Origin of the sequence: Microcoleus sp. A6-C6 (assembly GCF_036705955.1) — a bacterium.
Taxonomy (GTDB): Bacteria; Cyanobacteriota; Cyanobacteriia; order Cyanobacteriales; family Microcoleaceae; genus Microcoleus.
In genome coordinates, this window is sequence record NZ_JAUBVR010000026.1 from 40,390 (window position 1) to 57,659 (window position 17,270).

Genomic DNA, 17,270 nt, shown 5'->3' on the forward strand with positions numbered 1-17,270 from the left:
TCAACCCGGAATAACTCAACCCGGAATAACTCAACCCGGAATAACTCAACCCGGAATAACTCAACCCGGAATAACTCCACCGGGAATAACTCCACCGGGAATAACTCCACCGGGAATAACTCCACCGGGAATAACTCCACCGGGAATAACTCCAAGCGGTAGATTTCCATCAGATAGAAACCGGGTTTTTCCCCAACCAAACGAACCCCTTAACCCCCAACAGCAACGGAACCAAAATAGTCTATCGCGAGATCTAGGAAAACCCGGAGAAACGATGGCGCCGGAAAAAATCCCATCTCTGAGAGGACTGAGAAATTTAATCGGTTCCAATCTCAGAGATTCAGTTATTCAGTCAGCATTTCGCAGTGAAATCGGCAGGAATTTGGATGTCGGTCAAATATCGGCAGCTTTGTCTCTGCTGGACAAATCTTTTAGCCAAGAATTCCGAGAATATTTCGGCATTAACACCACCGACGATTTGCTCTCCCCAGACGAAATCAAGAAAAAGTTAGCATCTGTGGGTGCACAAACGGGCACGAAACCAAGCTTGATTTATCTGTTTTCGCGATCGGAAAAATTAGATTTAGTGTTAGTAAATTCTTGCGGTGGAGTGGTTCACAAAACTGTGTCGGAAGCAAACCGGGAAGAACTGCTGAAAGTTGTAACTGCGTTCAGAAGTGAGATTACTAAGCCAGGGGTGCGGGCTACTACGAGTTATCTGCCATCTGCCCAACAGCTTTATAAGTGGATGATTGCGCCTTTGGACGAGGATTTGAAAAAGTGCGAAACGGATACTATTTCCTTTGTGGTCGATCGGGGTTTGAGAGGAATGCCCTTTGCGGCTTTGCACGACGGAAAGCAATTTTTGGTGGAAAAGTACAGTCTCAGCCTGATGCCGAGTATTAACTTAACAGATATTCGCTACGTGGATATCAGAAATTCTGAAGTTTTAGCAATGGGCGCGTCGGAATTTTCGGAGTTGAATCCTCTACCTGCGGTTCCTGCGGAAATAGCAGCTATTTCGCGTGAGTGGCCGGGAGTTAGTTTTTTGAATGAGGGTTTCACTTTGGAGAATTTGAAACGACAGCATCAAAGCCGGCCTTTTGGGATTATTCACTTAGCTACTCACGGCGAATTTCGTCCGGGTGCACCGAGTAATTCTTTTATTCAGTTGTGGGATAGCCGGCTGCGACTGAATCAATTGCCTGATTTGAGCTTGAATAATCCGCAGGTGAATCTATTAGTTTTAAGTGCTTGTCGGACTGCGGTGGGTGATGAAAGTGCGGAGTTGGGTTTTGGGGGATTGGCGCTGCAAGCTGGGGTGCAAACGGCTTTGGGGAGTTTGTGGTATGTTTCGGATGAGGGTACTTTGGGATTGATGAATGAGTTTTACCAGCATTTGAAGACTGCGCCAATTAAGGCGGCGGCGCTGCGAGAAGCGCAAATTGCGATGTTGCGGGGTGATGTGCGTTTGGAGGGCGGGAAGTTGCGGGGTTCGAGTCGGGGTGAAGGAGTGGAGTTGCCGCAATCTTTGCAGGGATTTGCTAATTTGAAGTTGTCGCATCCTTATTATTGGTCGTCTTTTGTGATGATTGGAAGTCCTTGGTGATTGGTAATCGGTAATGAAAGAAAAAGGTAATTGACAATAACCGCAAAGCTCGCGGCTTAAAAGCTGGTGCCGTGCCAATTATTCATTACCCATTACCCATTAGCACACATACCTCATTTATCTGAGAAAGGCTATATATTGTCAAGCCTTCAAATCAGAAAACCAAATAGAAACCTCAGCATCTGGATTTTCTGGCAGCCGAGTCCATCCAGTTGATTGGGCAAATCTCTGCTTGACTAGCGCCAGTTGATTTTCATTTTGCTCCAAAGCCTTAGATACAACAAGTATGACTCTCAAATCTTGTGCTGTTGTAATTTTCATCTGAGCTTCTTCACTGTCAACTATTGGGAGTGTGAGGATTCTGTGTCTCATTTCCAGCCACGAAGCAAAACGCAATTCATCGCTATCTTTAGTTAAAACTACAACATCTTTAGGTGATTTAACAGCAGAATTTATCTGACTAACTACCGATTTAACATTTATTTTTGACAAGATATCGACATAGATAAAATTCTCTGTTGTTACGTAATTTTTCCGCAACATTATAGCCTCAGCCCAATCACCTATATAATTGAGCGGGGGCAGCAATACAAAGAATACCAATAAAATAGACAATATAATTTTTGAAAGGATAGATTTTTCCCGATTGGAAATCCAGTAAAGGTAGGAAGAAATAACAAAAAAGACAGTAAGTATAAAGAAAGGATTACTATAACGACCGATGCCTGCCATTAATAGATTGATTCCAGTTTTATAAGATATATATGCAATGAATATAAAAGGAATCGCGGAAAGGCAGCCCCAAAGAATAATAAGTTTTTTATTGTATATATTTTTTCGAGCGCAGTCTGCAACAAACCAAAAAGCTGCTAAGGTTCCTGCTAGACCTACAAATATTTTAAAGGTTTCTGTTTTTCCTGAAATATCTAAACCAAATAACTGTTTAACAATTATGCTTGTAGAGGTCAACAGCCTGCCTTGAGTAAAAATTTCTGAATTGAATAGACCTAAACCTGGAGCTGCTATTAAACTCAATAAAAAACGCATTCCTCTTGTAGAAGGCGATGCCACAGGAATAGCAGCTTCAAATTGGTCTACAGCACTATTGACTCCAGAAAGTGAATGGTGAATAGCACTCAGACCAATTACTGGCAAAAGGGTGAATATCGTACAAACTGCTAACAGGATAAAACGGTTTTTAAAGGTATATTGTTTGCTGAAAAACCATAAAAATACAGCTAGATATGCAAGAATTCCTAGAGAAACTAAAAAAGCAGAGTATTTTAACCAGTAAATTCCTCCTAAAAGTAGACCTAGTAGAGCTGCATGAACTAAAAAGCGACTGTCAAATTTATTACCTGAGTCTAAAATTGAGCACAGATACATTGCGTACAGTAATACCCAAGGCATGACTGCCCAAGGAATCACATCTCCTGCTGTACAAACCAATAATGAGCCAATTTCTATATAATAGATAGATAACAGGACAGCTATAATTATTTTGATTTTCTGGTCAGAGGTGAGAGTATCTATTACCTTTATCCACCCCAAGCTGCCTGAAACAAACAACAAGTATGCGGTTGTTCTGACTGCAATTCCTAAAGGCAATCCGAGGGCGATTAAAGGTAAAAATGCGAAGGTAACGCCTGGAGCGTGCCAGACTATCCAGGTTTGTATATCTTGGGATATATCTTTGGGATTTACGGTAACAACTGAGTTGATTAAACTAGATCCTCCGCTCAACCACTGGTTAATTCCTTTGATTTGAGGGAGGGGATCGAATTCTATTCGGTAAGGAAATACTGAGGCGATCGCAAAAAAGAAAGTGACAAGAAATAGAAATATTAAATATGGCGCTAATTGCTGATAGCGAGAATTTGTTAAATTCATATTACAGTTTTAGTTAGGGAAACTATAAAGTATAAGTCAATACGGTTGACCGAAGAATAATCTGAATTGCAAAAAAGGCTTGTATTGCCTATAAAATTGTAAGATGAAGTTTATCAAAAAACCTTAAGTCAATTGTATTCAACTATAAGTCACCTGTCTAAAAACTGGTAATAAATGTGATGTTTCTTAATAGTTATTGAAATTTGGGCTGGTAGGTATGTTCGCCAGCAACAGGTGGGAGTGTTGGGGGGGCGATCGCGTGGCTAAAATGTACTGGGAACGATCTGAGTCTGCATTGGTGACTCGCACAAAAATTAAAGACAGGCTACACAATTTAAATTAAGCGGTTGCTATACCTGAAAATCACAGCAAAAGTGCGATCGACTGTTGACGCACGATACAAATTAGGCGATCGCAATCCGGGCAACCAGAAAGTATTTGCAGGCTGCTACCCGAAAAACTAAACATTTGTTAACAAACCTTATTTTTTCCTTTATAACGTGCTATACACAAAGCTGGTGCGTGTTGACTTAGCGTTAATTTTTATCATAAAAATCAATATGCTCTCTATTCCAGGCATTGCCGCCCAGACGCTTCTTTACGAAAGTGCCAACTCTCTAGTTTACCGGGCCATTCGGGAAGCCGATAACCAGCCGATTATCCTCAAACTACTCAAAGAAAGCTACCCCACGCCTCAAGAATTGGTGCGCTACCGCACCGAATACCGCATCACCCAAGAGCTAAAAGAGCCAGGAATTGTGCAGGTTTATGACTTGCAAAAATACCAAAACAGTCTCGTGATGTTTGTGGAGGATTTTGGCGGCGAATCCTTGACAATTTGGATGCAGCAGCGAAAGTTTAGCATCAAGGAATTTCTACAAATTGCGATCGCCACCACTGAAATTTTAGGGCAAATTCACCGCGCCAACGTCATCCACAAAGATATTAACCCTTCTAATATTGTTTACAACCTGCAAACGGAACAATTAAAAATTATTGACTTTGGCATTTCCACTCAGCTAACCAGAGAAACACCGATACTGAAAAACCCCGGCGTTCTTGAAGGAACTCTCGCCTACATATCGCCGGAACAAACCGGCAGAATGAATCGCACTCTCGATTATAGGACTGACTTTTACTCCCTCGGTGTCACCTTCTACGAATTGCTGAGTGGAAAACTACCTTTTGAGACAGAAGATGCTTTAGAACTGGTTCACTGCCACATTGCTAGACAGCCAGTTCCTCCGCAGGAAATAGAGCCAAAAATTCCCCTAATTCTCTCGCAAATTGTCAGTAAATTGATGGCAAAGAATTCAGAAAACCGCTATCAAACTGCCTTGGGACTAAAGCACGATTTAGAAATATGTCTGGTTCAATTAGAACAAACTGGTAACATTGAGACGTTTGCCTTGGGAACGCGGGATATTACAGACCGTTTCCTGATTCCCGAAAAGTTATACGGCAGGGAAACTGAAGTTTTTAATTTATTAGCTGCCTTTGAACGAGTCAGTACAGGTAGCGCCGAAATGATGCTGGTAGCTGGCTTTTCGGGAATTGGTAAAACCGCCATAGTGAACGAAGTCCACAAGCCGATAGCCCGACAGCGTGGCTATTTTATTAAAGGCAAATACGACCAATTTCAACGCAATATACCCTTCAGTGCATTTGTGCAAGCATTTCGGGAATTAATGGGGCAATTATTATCAGAAAGTGATGCTCAACTACAAACATGGAAAACCCTGCTTCTCACAGTAGTAGGCGAGAGTGGGCAAGTGCTGATTGAGGTAATTCCTGAATTAGAACGCATCATTGGCGCTCAAAATCCTGCACTAGAATTGTCGGGGAGTGCCGCCCAAAATCGGTTCAATCTGCTGATGCAAAAGTTTGTGCAAGTATTTACCACCGCCGAACATCCGTTAGTAATATTTTTGGACGATTTGCAGTGGGCGGATTCAGCATCTTTAAAGTTATTACAACTGTTAATGCAGGATACAGGGCATCTGTTAGTGTTGGGTGCTTATCGGGATAATGAGGTGTCACCTACTCATCCGTTTATGTTGACGATCGATGAGATTGTGAAGTCTGGGGCAGTGGTGAATACGATTACGCTGCAACCGTTGAGCCAAGGAGATATGAATAAGTTGGTGGCAGATACGCTGATATGTAATTTATCTTTTGCTCAACCTCTGACAGAATTGGTTTATCAAAAAGCCAAAGGAAATCCCTTTTTCTCTACTCAATTCCTCAAGTCGTTATATGAAGATGGTCAAATTAGCTTTGACTGGGATGTACGGCATTGGCAGTGCGATATTGAGCAAGTTACATTTGCCGATGCCTCGGATGTGGTGGAGTTTATGGCGGCGCAATTACAGAAGTTGCCCAAAGAAACTCAGGAGGTTCTGAAACTGGCGGCTTGCATTGGGGCGCAGTTTGATTTAGATACATTGGCAGTAGTCAACGAAGAATTACCTGAACCAACTGCATCAGCATTGTGGAAAGCTTTGCAAGAAGGAGTTATTTTACTGATTACAGAAGGCTATGATTTAATTCAAATAGATGCTCACTTGCCTACTAATTATGTTGCTAATCCCATTTATAAATTCCTGCACGATCGCGTCCAGCAAGCGGCTTATTCATTGATTCCCAACGACCAAAAACAAGCCATTCATCTCAAAATTGGACAATTGCTCCTACAAAGTTCCTCGGAGGTCGAAATAGAGGAAAAACTGTTTGATATTGTGGGGCATTTGAATCAAGGAATTGAGTTAATCAATCAATTAAGCGAACGAGAAGCCTTAGCCCAACTCAACTTAGAAGCAGGACGCAAGGCCATAAATTCTACAGCTTATGCTGCGGCAAGAGTCTATCTGCAAACAGGGATTGAATTACTGACAGCTAACTGCTGGCAAAGTCAGTATGAATTGACACTGAATCTCTATGTTGCCTCCGCCGAAACAGCTTATTTGAATGCTGATTTTGATGGCATGGAAGAGATGGCAGCACTGGTGTTGGAGAAAGCTCAGACAATTTTAGACAAAGTTAAAATTTACGAAATTTCAATCGCCGCCCAGACAGCCCAGGGCAAGCTGTTGGAGGCGATCGCAGTGGGTAGAGATGTATTGGGGCAATTAGGGGTTGAACTCCCCGCCACACCTGACGAAGCCAAAATTAGCCAAGCGCTACAAACCGTCAATAGCCAGCTTCAGGGAAGAAAAGTTGGGGAATTGATTGACCTGCCAGTGATGACTAATCTCCAAACTCAGGCAGCTATGCAACTGCTAGGAATGTTGCTTGCAACCATTTTTCAAGCAATGCCAACTTTGCTGCCCCTAGTTAGCTCTACGATGGTGAGTTTATCGCTCCAATTTGGGAATGCACCTGCATCGACGGTGGGGTATGCAGTTCATGGTATGGTGCTGTGTGCATTTTTGGGAGAGGCGAAAACGGGCTATGACTTTGGGAAATTGGCACTGAACTTACTAGAGCGGTTCAATGTGCGGGAATTCAAGTCTACAATTCTGGCTCTGTTTGGGGGCTTTATTCAGCATCAGCAAGAATCTCTCTTGGAAACGATACCGACGTTAAAAGATGGCTTTACGGCTGGCATGGAAACTGGCGACTTTCTATACGCTGGCTACAGCATAGATATGTACTTTTATGCCAAATTTTTCGGTGGGGTAGAAGTAGATACTTGGGAAACCGAAATAGCAGATTACAGCGCTGCCTTGGTTCAGGTGAAGCAATATTCTGCACAGGGTTTGTTGAATATAACGCAGCAGACGATGAAGAACTTGAGGGAAACCGTTAGTCAACCGGATTGTTTGATCGGAACTGCCTACGATGAAACGGTGATGATCCCTAAGCACCATCAGAACAATGAATTCACGCCCATCGCTAATGCCTACACCAACAAACTGCTGCTTGCTTACTCCTTTAGTAATTACACGACTGCCCTAGACCACATTGCTCAAGTCAAGCCGTATTTGATGGCATTATCGGGAACGATTTATGTTCCCATTTTTCATTTTTATGCAGCCCTGACGTACTTGGCACTCTTCCCCACACAGCCAGAAACCGAGCAAGCTGAAATTCTTACTCAGGCCCAAGCCCATCAAACGACTCTGCAACAGTGGGCGCAAAATGCTCCCATGAATCATCTGCATAAATGGTATTTGGTTGAGGCCGAACGATATAGAGTTTTAGGCAATAAAGCTGAGGCGATTGAAATGTACGATCGCGCCATCATTGGAGCTAAAGAAAATCAATTCCTCAACGAAGAAGCACTAGCTAATGAACTAGCCGCCAAATTTTACCTAGAATGGGGTAAAGAAAAATTTGCTCAAATATACATGATTGAGGCGTATTATTGTTATATCCAATGGGGAGCCACTGCTAAGGTAAAAGATTTAGAAACGCGATATCCCCAATTATTGGCGGTAACTCAACCTGGAACTAAAAACACTAAAGCTACGGCAACAGTGACCACCACTGGTTCGGGTACTAATCTAGATATCGCCACAGTAATGAAAGCTTCCCAGGCGATCTCTGGCGAAATATTGCTAGATAAGTTACTGTCTAGCTTGATGAAAATTTTGCTGGAAAATGCGGGGGCGCAACGAGGCTATCTGATTTTGTCAAGCCAGGGAAAACTATTAATTGAAGCTGAAGGGACAATAAATGACGAACTCGTCACTGTGTTGCAGTCAATCCCCGTTGAAACCTGTCAAGAAATTTCCTCCTCGATTGTTAATTATGTGGCTCGCACTCAAGAAAGTGTGGTATTAGATGATGCTGTGCGATCAGGACAATTTACCAACGACTCCTACATCCAAAAAAATCAGACCAAATCAATTTTATGCGTGCCGCTGATTAACCAATCTCAAATCGTCAGTATTGTTTACCTAGAAAACAATTTGACAGCCGGAGCTTTTACCCCAGAAAGAGTGGAACTATTAAAAGTGTTATCTGGACAAGCGGCGATCTCGATTCAAAATTCTAAGCTTTATACAGAAGTCCGCGAAAGTGAGAACAGACTCACTCAATTTTTAGAAGCAATTCCGGTAGGGATATCAGTGCTGGATGCTTCTGGCAAACCTCACTATAGTAATCGCGTTGCTATTCAATTATTAGGTAACGGAGTTATTCCTGAAGTCGCCAGCGAGCAAATAGCAGAAATTTATCACATCTATCAAGCTGGAACAGAGCAGGAATATCCCTCGGCCCAATTGCCTCTTGTGCGGGCGTTGAGAGGCGAAAGTACAACCGCTGACGATCTGGAAATCCACCAAGGCGACAAGATTATTCCGATCGAGGCTTGGGGTACTCCCATCTATGATGAAAAGGATAATATTTCTTATGCAATTGTAGCCTTTCAAGATATCACGGAGCGCAAAAAAGCCGAAACAGAGCGAATCAGATTTACCAATGAATTGTTCCAACTCAACAAAGCTTACGAGCGTTTCGTTCCCAATCAGTTTCTCCATTTTTTAGAGAAATCAAGCATTATTGATGTGAAATTGGGCGACCAAGTACAGTTAGAAATGTCGGTGTTGTTTTCTGATATTCGTGACTTTACTACTCTTTCAGAAAGGATGACACCGGAGGAGAATTTCAGATTTATCAATTCCTATCTTTCTCGCATGGAACCCGTCATTAATGACAATCACGGGTTTATTGATAAATATATTGGCGATGCGATTATGGCGCTGTTTAGCGGGGAAGCGGATAATGCCGTGAAAGCGGGAATTGCCATGCTGCAGGGCCTCGTTGAATACAATCAATACCGCGCTAATTCTGGCTATGCACCGATTAAGATTGGGATTGGAATTAATACGGGTTATTTGATGCTGGGAACGGTGGGCGGACAAAATCGCATGGACGGTACGGTAATCAGCGATGCGGTGAATTTAGCCTCTCGCGTGGAGGGATTGACGAAAAATTATGGGGTGTCGCTGTTAATCACCCAGGAAACTTACTCGCGTTTAGAAAATTCATCCCAGTACGCAATCCGCACTCTCGATACGGTAAAAGTCAAGGGAAAATCTGAAGCGGTGACGGTTTATGAGGTGTTTGATTGCGATCCGCCAGAAATTAAAGAGGGCAAGTTAGCTACGCTGCAATTGTTTGCCGAAGCTTTGGAAATTTACTCGGAAGGGAAGTTAGCTAAAGCGGGGCGGCTGTTTTCCGAGTGTTGGCGTCAGAATCAGGGCGATCGCGTTGCTAAAGTTTACTGGGAACGCTGTCAGTCTGCATTGGTGTCAACTGAAGACTGAAATCCTCGCTTTCGATGTTGATATCCAAGTCTCGATCGCCCTTTTGTATTTATTACCCACCAGAAAAAAGGTCGCTCGTGTTCAAGTAGCCTAAAAGAGCGATCGCTTAACCGAATCATCTACGAAAAATATCCCAACATTCCCGCGCAATCTCCCAATCTTCCTGAGTATGAACCACCAAAACCCGCACCGCAGAATCAACCGCCGCCACATCATCATCAACCGGCGAATTCAAATTCTTCTCCCCATCCAACCTTAACCCAATAAACCCAAAAACTTCGCAAGCCGCAGCCCGCACAACCGCCGAATTTTCCCCAACACCCGCAGTAAAAATCAAAGCATCCAACCCGCCCAAACTCGCCAACATCGCCCCGATACCAGCCCGCAAACGGTGCACGTAAATATCCAAAGCAAGTTGAGCCCGAGAATTGCCATCTTTAATCGCTGCCAAAATTTGCCGCATATCGCTAGAAACCCCGGAAATCCCCTTTAAACCAGAATTCCGATTCAGAATATTATCTAGTTCCTCAGCAGTAAAGTGCGATCGCCTTAACAGATGAATTATGATACCAGGATCGATCGCGCCCGATCGACTTCCCATCATCAAACCATCCAAAGGAGTAAAACCCATCGTAGTGTCAACACTCCGACCACCGCGAACCGCCGCCAGAGAGCATCCATTGCCCAAATGACAGCTAATCAGCCGCAAATCGCCAGAATCGCGGTTCAGAATTTCAGCAGCCCTGCGAGTGCAATATTGATGGCTAATGCCGTGAAAACCGTAGCGGCGAATCCCCTCTTCCAGCCATTCGTAGGGGCCAGGATAAACAAACGCAGCGGGCGGCAATTGCGCGTGAAAAGCCGTATCAAAAACTGCAACTTGCGGCACATTTCCCAGTATTTTTTCGATTGCTTCGATGCCTTCCAAATTAACTGGATTGTGGACGGGAGCAAACTCAGATAAACGAGAAATTTCCTCTTTGACTTCCGGCGAAATCAGCTTGCTTTGCTGATATTTTTGCCCGCCGTGAACGACGCGATGACCGACAATATCAATGTCCTTTAAACTATTCATAACTTGAGTTTTTCCCTGCCACAGAGTCTCCAGCGTCCGAGCGATCGCCTCGGAGCGAGAATTTGAGGCGAATTCTTCCGTAAGCCTATTACCCGCAGCAGTTTTGACTTGCAACTCCCCGGCAGTTTCGCGGTGAGTCCAGTCTATTTGCGCTTCCCAGAGGGGTTGCGGCGCGCGATCGGGAAGTCGGTCATTTAGTTCGTACAAGCAGCTTTTGTGACTGCTAGAACCTGCATTTAAAACTAGGATTTTCATGGTAATTGGTAATTGGTAATTCAGGGCTTACGCACTCCGATCTAAGAAACCAGATTTTTAGCTTTTGTGCTAGTTTGAACCCCTGTATTTTGCTAAATAACTCGGTTGTTGGCTACCCGTATTAATTGTTAACTATTCACTAATTATAACTTTGTTAAGGAATATGTCAAATTATTAAAAATTAATTCAATATGTAGCCACGGGTTGCTGTTGTTTGATATATCTTCATCATCAGATTTTGATGCACTAAAAATTAAGGATGCGATCGCCATGTTGCCAACAATTTTACTAACCGTTAGCGCCAGAACCGTAGAGTGGAGCCCCGAAATCGGTTTAATTATGATTATTTGCAATGTTGCAGCCATTGCTTTCGGCAGCTTAACCATCAAAAATCCTCACACAGGGCCAGCCGCGCCCTCAGCGAATCTGGTGGGCGGTTTGAGCTTGGGTGCGCTTGTCGGAAGTCTCTGCTTCGGTCATATTTTGGGAACAGGTACGATTTTAGGATTGTCTTACTTGGGCGCACTTTAGTTTCAGATTGTAGGGTGCGCCCCCGCACCTTACCGCCAATTTCAAGTACCGGGCAAGTTGCGGAGAGTTTCATCCATGTAAGATCGATCGCCCAAAACCTCCAGCATCGGCCCACGCACATCAAACTTGACAACACTCACAGAAGCTGCTAATGCCGCAATGCGAAGGCGATAACTTCCCAAATCTATCCCCAACAAACTGCACAGAATAATCCGAATAGTCGCCTTGTGGGAAACCACCAAAACATTACCAGTCTTGTACTTTTCCTGAATTTCTGCAATCACTAAGGACGATCGGCTAGCAATTTGTACAGAAGTTTCCCCCTCAGTCGGTGGATTCCAAGCCGGTTCCGTCAACCAATTAATATAATCATCAGCATATTTTTCGCGGACAAATTCAACTGTTTCACCCTCCCACTTGCCGTACTTAATTTCCTTCAATCCATCGCGCAGTTGCATTTCAATTCCCACCGCATCGCACAGAGGTTTAGCCGTAGCAATTGTGCGTTTCATGGGACTGACATAAACAGCATTCCAAGGCAATTTTGCATAAGTTGCAGCAAACTGTTCGGCCATCATAGAACCTTCCGGTGTTAATTCTGCGTCGAGGTCGCCGCAGTAGCCGCCAGTCTTGCTGTAAGTTGTTTCACCGTGTCGCACAAAGTAGATTTTTAAGCTCATGAGTTAATTTTGTGTGAATTTTACTATGTTAGCAAAAGAGTTTAAAAAACTCCTTCAAATCATCAAGAGCAGGATTATCCCAATCCCAAATATCTTTTTTTTGTTCCATAACATAATCAAACCCTGACATACTGCATTTTTTTCCCGCTTGTTTCTGTTCCTGATTTGAGCAAGTATCATACCTGAGATAGATACTAACCCAGAATTTATCAAAATGTTTCTGATTAATTTCCTTTCCCTGACTTTCTATGCAGGTTTTCCACCTATCCAAACAATCAGCATAAGGCGATTGTATAGCCTTTATTTCCTTTAAAAGCGTTTCCAGTTCCCCTTGACCTCCCACATTTGTAAAGTAACAAGCTAATTTTGCGTTTGTTCCATAATCTGTACAAATATCGATAAATTGTTTAGTGCTTGACAAGCTTTCAGCTTCAAACACCTGTTTTATACATCTATCTACAAATTCCAGCCGCTCTGGCTCTGAATCGTTATCAATATCAATAATAATTCCAATCTTTTCGATATCTTTTTGGTCAATCTTTCTTATTGAATTTTTTAAAGCTTTGATTAACTCTGTTTCACTCAAGCCTTCCAAACTTTTATAATCATCTATATAAATAGGTGATGCTACCTGGATATCGCAGTTTAGTTTCTCAACCATTGCCTGCATGAAAATTCTATCATTTTTACTTTCTACTATGACAATATTACTCACCTCTCACTCCTTCTTGACGCTCTAGTGCGTAATTCAAAGTTTCCAAATCGAGCCGACTTCCGATTATTTGATTTGTTTTGAGTTTTATTGCTAGTTCAAAATATGCGCTACTGCATTCCTGATTGGGTTCTAAACCAACATCAGCAAATGCTTCGAGCATTTCTAGGCTGTGAGTTGTAGCAAAAATCTGGGTATCGAGTTCAACCGCTAACCGAAATAACAATCTCCAGAAATCTCTATGATTTGTATAATGTATGCCATTTTCTATCTCATCGATTAGCAGGATTTTATGTTCGCTATTTACCAGTTTCAGGATAATGTCTGCAATTCGGTTAATTGCATCCCCAAATAATGAAAGAGGCAAACGGCTTTCACCCTTTCTTCTCAAGTAAAGCGTTGGTTCACCAATTGAAAAACTTTCTACTGATTCGATCGCCGGATCAATAATTTGGAAAGCTTTTAGAACTTCGGTATCTTTTTTATCCAAATCCAAACGCGCTCTATCGTATGCTTCTGTAAGATTTTTTCCGGAAATCCTCATGGACGATGGAATGATGGGCGATGAGCCGTCAGCATTAGGAATGCCCGAATTTACTATACCCTTAGAGGTAGCGATTACAGAGGATTTAATAGATTCTCCACCGTCTCTAGTTAAGTTAATAGTTAGTACAGATAAACCTGAATTGTTACTAGATAAAAAATCTATAATCTCCTCTGCGTCTTTATCTGCGAAAATCTCTTTTAAATTACTAGACTTATCTATTGATACTTCTATCTGATGGGTTTTGTTACTCTCATATTTTCCATTTATTACTATAGCTCTCTCTTTGTCAAGTACATAAAATAAGTTGTCCCAAGCCCTATTAGGCATAGCTTCCATAACTTTTGACGGCTCCCTTCTTAACGCTTTCAGCATTAGCAAGCTCTTAGCTTGTGGAGCGTCATTGAGCAGTAATGCTTCTAGCAAGGCTGTCTTGCCTGCATTGTTTTTACCGCCGATTAAATTGACTCTTTCAAACCCAGAAATTTTGATTTGCTCAAAGCACCTAAAATTTTGGATTTCTATTTCTTTCAGCATTACCGATCCTTTTGAATAGATATAAAATATCTGCGTTAATCTGTGTTTATCTGCCCGTATCTGCGGTTAAAAATAGAGAATTTGTTAACCGCAGATGACAATGGATTAACGCAGATTCACGCAGAGGTCGAGAAGCGATCAAAACTAGCCCGGTGCACCCGATCGCACGCCTTGATCTCCCGTCACCTCCGAACCTTTAGTTTCCTTCGGCGCATCCGACGAAACCGCGCCACCGTGAGGCCACTTCCAATCGCGGATTTCCGGCATATCATCGCCGTGTTTCCTAATGTAATGCTTGTGCTCGATCAGCTTGTCCCGCATAGCCTGTTTGCCGTAAGCTGCAACAGAACTCAGTTTCGGAACGCGATCGAGTACATCACCAACTAAATGGAAGCGATCGAGATCGTTCATCACCACCATATCAAACGGCGTAGTAGTCGTCCCCTCTTCCTTGTAACCGCGAACGTGAATATTTGAGTGATTAGTCCGGCGGTAAGTCAAGCGGTGAATCAGCCAAGGATAGCCGTGAAAAGCAAAAATTACGTGCTTATCCTTCGTGAACAAAGCATCAAAATCGCGATCGGACAAACCGTGGGGATGTTCGCTAGTAGGTTGCAGCGTCATCAAATCCACCACATTCACCACCCGCACTTTTAACTCGGGATAATCGCGGCGCAGAATGTCAACAGCCGCCAAAGTTTCCAGAGTTGGAACATCGCCCGCACAAGCCATCACCACATCCGGTTCGCCACCTCGATCGTTGCTAGCCCACTCCCAAATACCGAGGCCAGTCGTACAGTGTTTAATCGCAGCATCCATATCCAAATACTGCAAAGCCGGCTGCTTCCCTGCAATAATCACGTTGACGTAATTGCGGCTGCGGAGACAGTGGTCAGTTACTGACAGCAAAGTGTTCGCATCCGGCGGTAAATAAATCCGCACCACTTCCGCTTTCTTGTTAATTACGTGGTCGATAAAACCCGGATCTTGGTGAGAAAAACCGTTGTGGTCTTGCCGCCAAACGTGAGATGTTAGCAAGTAATTCAAAGAGGCAATCGGTCTGCGCCAAGGAATATCGCGAGTAGTTTTCAACCATTTAGCGTGTTGGTTGAACATCGAATCAATGATATGAATAAACGCCTCGTAGCAAGAGAAAAATCCGTGCCTTCCTGTTAGCAAATAGCCTTCCAGCCATCCCTGACAAAGATGTTCGCTGAGGACTTCCATCACGCGGCCGTCGGGGGTGAAGAGGTGGTCATCTTCCGGTAAAGTTTCCCCCATCCACTCCCGACTCGTCACTTCAAACACCGGATCGAGGCGATTTGAGGCCGTCTCGTCGGGCCCGACAACTCGGAAATTGGCGTTTTCCTGATTGAGTTTCATTACATCTCGCAGGAAGCGGCCGGTCACGCGGGTTGCTTCGCCCATCACAGTGCCTGGTTTTTGCACGTCTACGGCGTAGTCGGCAAATTCCGGCATTTTCAAGTCTCGCAGCAGCTTGCCGCCGTTAGCGTGGGGATTTGCCCCCATCCGTCGATCGCCCTTGGGTGCAAGTTCCGCCAATTCTGCAATCAGTTTACCCTTGTCGTCAAAGAGTTCTTCGGGCTTGTAGCTTTTCATCCAATCTTCGAGGAGTTGGACGTGTCCGGGCTTAGAAGCCATTTGTGCTAACGGTACTTGGTGCGATCGCCAAGAGCCCTCAGTTTTCTTACCGTCAACCTCCTTCGGCCCAGTCCAGCCCTTGGGAGTTTTCATCACAATCATCGGCCACTGCGGGCGATCGGTAAAACCTTCAGTCCGGGCTTTTTCCTGAATCGCCTTAATTTCGCCGATCGCCCGATCAAGAGTTTCAGCCATCAACCGGTGCATCGTTTCCGGGTCTGAACCCTCCACCCAATAAGGCTTGTAGCCGTAACCAACCATCAAACTTTCCAATTCCTCGCGAGGAATGCGGGCCAACACGGTAGGATTCGCAATTTTGTAGCCGTTGAGGTGCAAAATCGGCAACACGGCCCCGTCCCGAACCGGGTTGAGAAACTTGTTAGAATGCCAGCTAGCAGCCAACGGGCCGGTTTCTGCTTCCCCGTCGCCGACAACAGCCGCCACAATCAAATCGGGATTGTCGAAGGCCGCCCCGTAGGCGTGGACGAGGGCGTAGCCGAGTTCGCCGCCTTCGTGAATCGAACCGGGAGTTTCCGGGGCGACGTGGCTGGGGATACCGCCGGGAAACGAAAACTGTTTGAACAGCCGTTTCATCCCTTCTTCATCTTCCGAAATGTTCGAGTAATATTCGCTATAAGTGCCTTCGAGATAGGTGTTGGCCACCAAGCCGGGGCCGCCGTGTCCCGGGCCTGCGATGTAGATGGTGTTGATGTCTTGGGCTTTGATGATGCGGTTGAGGTGAACGTAGATGAAGTTGAGGCCTGGAGTGGTGCCCCAATGTCCGAGGAGTCTCGGTTTGACGTGTTCGAGTTTAAGGGGTTCTTTGAGTAGGGGGTTGTCGAGGAGATAGATTTGTCCGACGGATAAATAGTTGGCGGCCCGCCAGTAGGCGTTCATTTTGCGTAGTTCTGAGTCGGAAAGCGGCTTTAATTGCGGGATCTCGGTGGTTCCTAGCATCATCAGCGATTGACTCCTGAGTTTTGGTTGTTTGGTAAAGTTTTTTGGAAAGTGCGATCGGTAATATTTTGCTATCTGTAATATTTGCGATTTTTATTCCCTATTTTTTGCACAAACAATTGAATTGTATATCGTTTTTGTCTCGATCGAAGTTTAAATGAATGTTAATTTTTGGCTAAACATCGCGCAGTTTTGACCTAATAAAGGCGGCAACTAGCGAGGGCTCAAGGAATTATGCAATAGATCATAGGAATTATGCAAGAGTTTTTGTAGGGCGAGGGCTGCGGGTCGATCGGTATATGTTGCGACTCGTGGGATGTGTTGTGCAAGTCCCGAAAAAGATATAGCGTTTCTCAGAAAGATGAGGTATGCTGAGTTATGCTACAAACCTTACACCAGCAAGCTTTTAAGGTCAAAATTCGTACCTCACCAATGCGAGAAAGGCTATACTTATCAAGGGAGATGTCAGAATTAATTATAATAAATAAGAACTCAAATTTAGTTTAGGCAGGGCGATCGTCCGCTGACTCCTTTTCTGCTAAAGTT

Annotated in this window: 9 protein-coding genes; 3 read left to right on the top strand and 6 right to left on the bottom strand. The window is 44.0% G+C overall.

Annotated features, from left to right (window positions below; all coding sequences use genetic code 11):
* Positions 1-1,609 (top strand): CHAT domain-containing protein (locus tag QUB52_RS12935; RefSeq protein ID WP_332972592.1); only part of this gene is annotated, 1,609 nt, incomplete at its 5' end.
* 141 nt (positions 1,610-1,750) lie between these two features.
* On the opposite strand, the gene QUB52_RS12940 is transcribed toward QUB52_RS12935, so the two are convergent.
* The gene (locus QUB52_RS12940) at positions 1,751-3,499 is read right to left on the bottom strand and encodes a hypothetical protein (protein WP_332969496.1); all 1,749 of its coding nucleotides are present in this window, start codon (positions 3,497-3,499) and stop codon (positions 1,751-1,753) included.
* Positions 3,500-4,059: 560 nt separating this feature from the next.
* On the opposite strand from QUB52_RS12940, the gene QUB52_RS12945 reads away from it, so the two are divergent.
* Positions 4,060-9,771: an AAA family ATPase gene (locus QUB52_RS12945; RefSeq protein ID WP_332972591.1), complete on the top strand. Its 5,712-nt coding sequence runs from the start codon at positions 4,060-4,062 to the stop codon at positions 9,769-9,771.
* A 115-nt stretch (positions 9,772-9,886) separates the two neighbouring features.
* Here the strand turns inward: QUB52_RS12945 and QUB52_RS12950 are convergent, their stop codons facing one another.
* Positions 9,887-11,101, bottom strand: coding sequence for an acetate kinase (locus tag QUB52_RS12950; RefSeq protein WP_332972590.1), 1,215 nt, complete (start codon positions 11,099-11,101; stop codon positions 9,887-9,889).
* A gap of 210 nt (positions 11,102-11,311) precedes the next feature.
* On the opposite strand from QUB52_RS12950, the gene psaK reads away from it, so the two are divergent.
* The gene (gene psaK, locus QUB52_RS12955; RefSeq protein WP_332972589.1) at positions 11,312-11,632 is read left to right on the top strand and encodes a photosystem I reaction center subunit PsaK; all 321 of its coding nucleotides are present in this window, start codon (positions 11,312-11,314) and stop codon (positions 11,630-11,632) included.
* Positions 11,633-11,673: 41 nt separating this feature from the next.
* Here the strand turns inward: psaK and QUB52_RS12960 are convergent, their stop codons facing one another.
* The 4 genes from QUB52_RS12960 to QUB52_RS12975 all read right to left on the bottom strand — a co-directional run bounded on the left by QUB52_RS12960 (position 11,674) and on the right by QUB52_RS12975 (position 16,727).
* Positions 11,674-12,312, bottom strand: a complete 639-nt coding sequence (locus QUB52_RS12960; RefSeq protein WP_332972588.1) for a histidine phosphatase family protein — start codon at positions 12,310-12,312, stop codon at positions 11,674-11,676.
* A 28-nt stretch (positions 12,313-12,340) separates the two neighbouring features.
* The gene (locus tag QUB52_RS12965) at positions 12,341-13,027 is read right to left on the bottom strand and encodes a DUF3226 domain-containing protein (RefSeq protein WP_265235512.1); all 687 of its coding nucleotides are present in this window, start codon (positions 13,025-13,027) and stop codon (positions 12,341-12,343) included.
* Positions 13,020-14,105, bottom strand: a complete 1,086-nt coding sequence (locus QUB52_RS12970; protein ID WP_265235511.1) for an AAA family ATPase — start codon at positions 14,103-14,105, stop codon at positions 13,020-13,022. Before QUB52_RS12970 ends, QUB52_RS12965 begins: the two co-directional genes overlap by 8 nt.
* Positions 14,106-14,249: 144 nt before the next feature.
* Positions 14,250-16,727, bottom strand: a complete 2,478-nt coding sequence (locus QUB52_RS12975; RefSeq protein ID WP_332972586.1) for a phosphoketolase family protein — start codon at positions 16,725-16,727, stop codon at positions 14,250-14,252.
* Positions 16,728-17,270 lie beyond the last annotated feature (543 nt).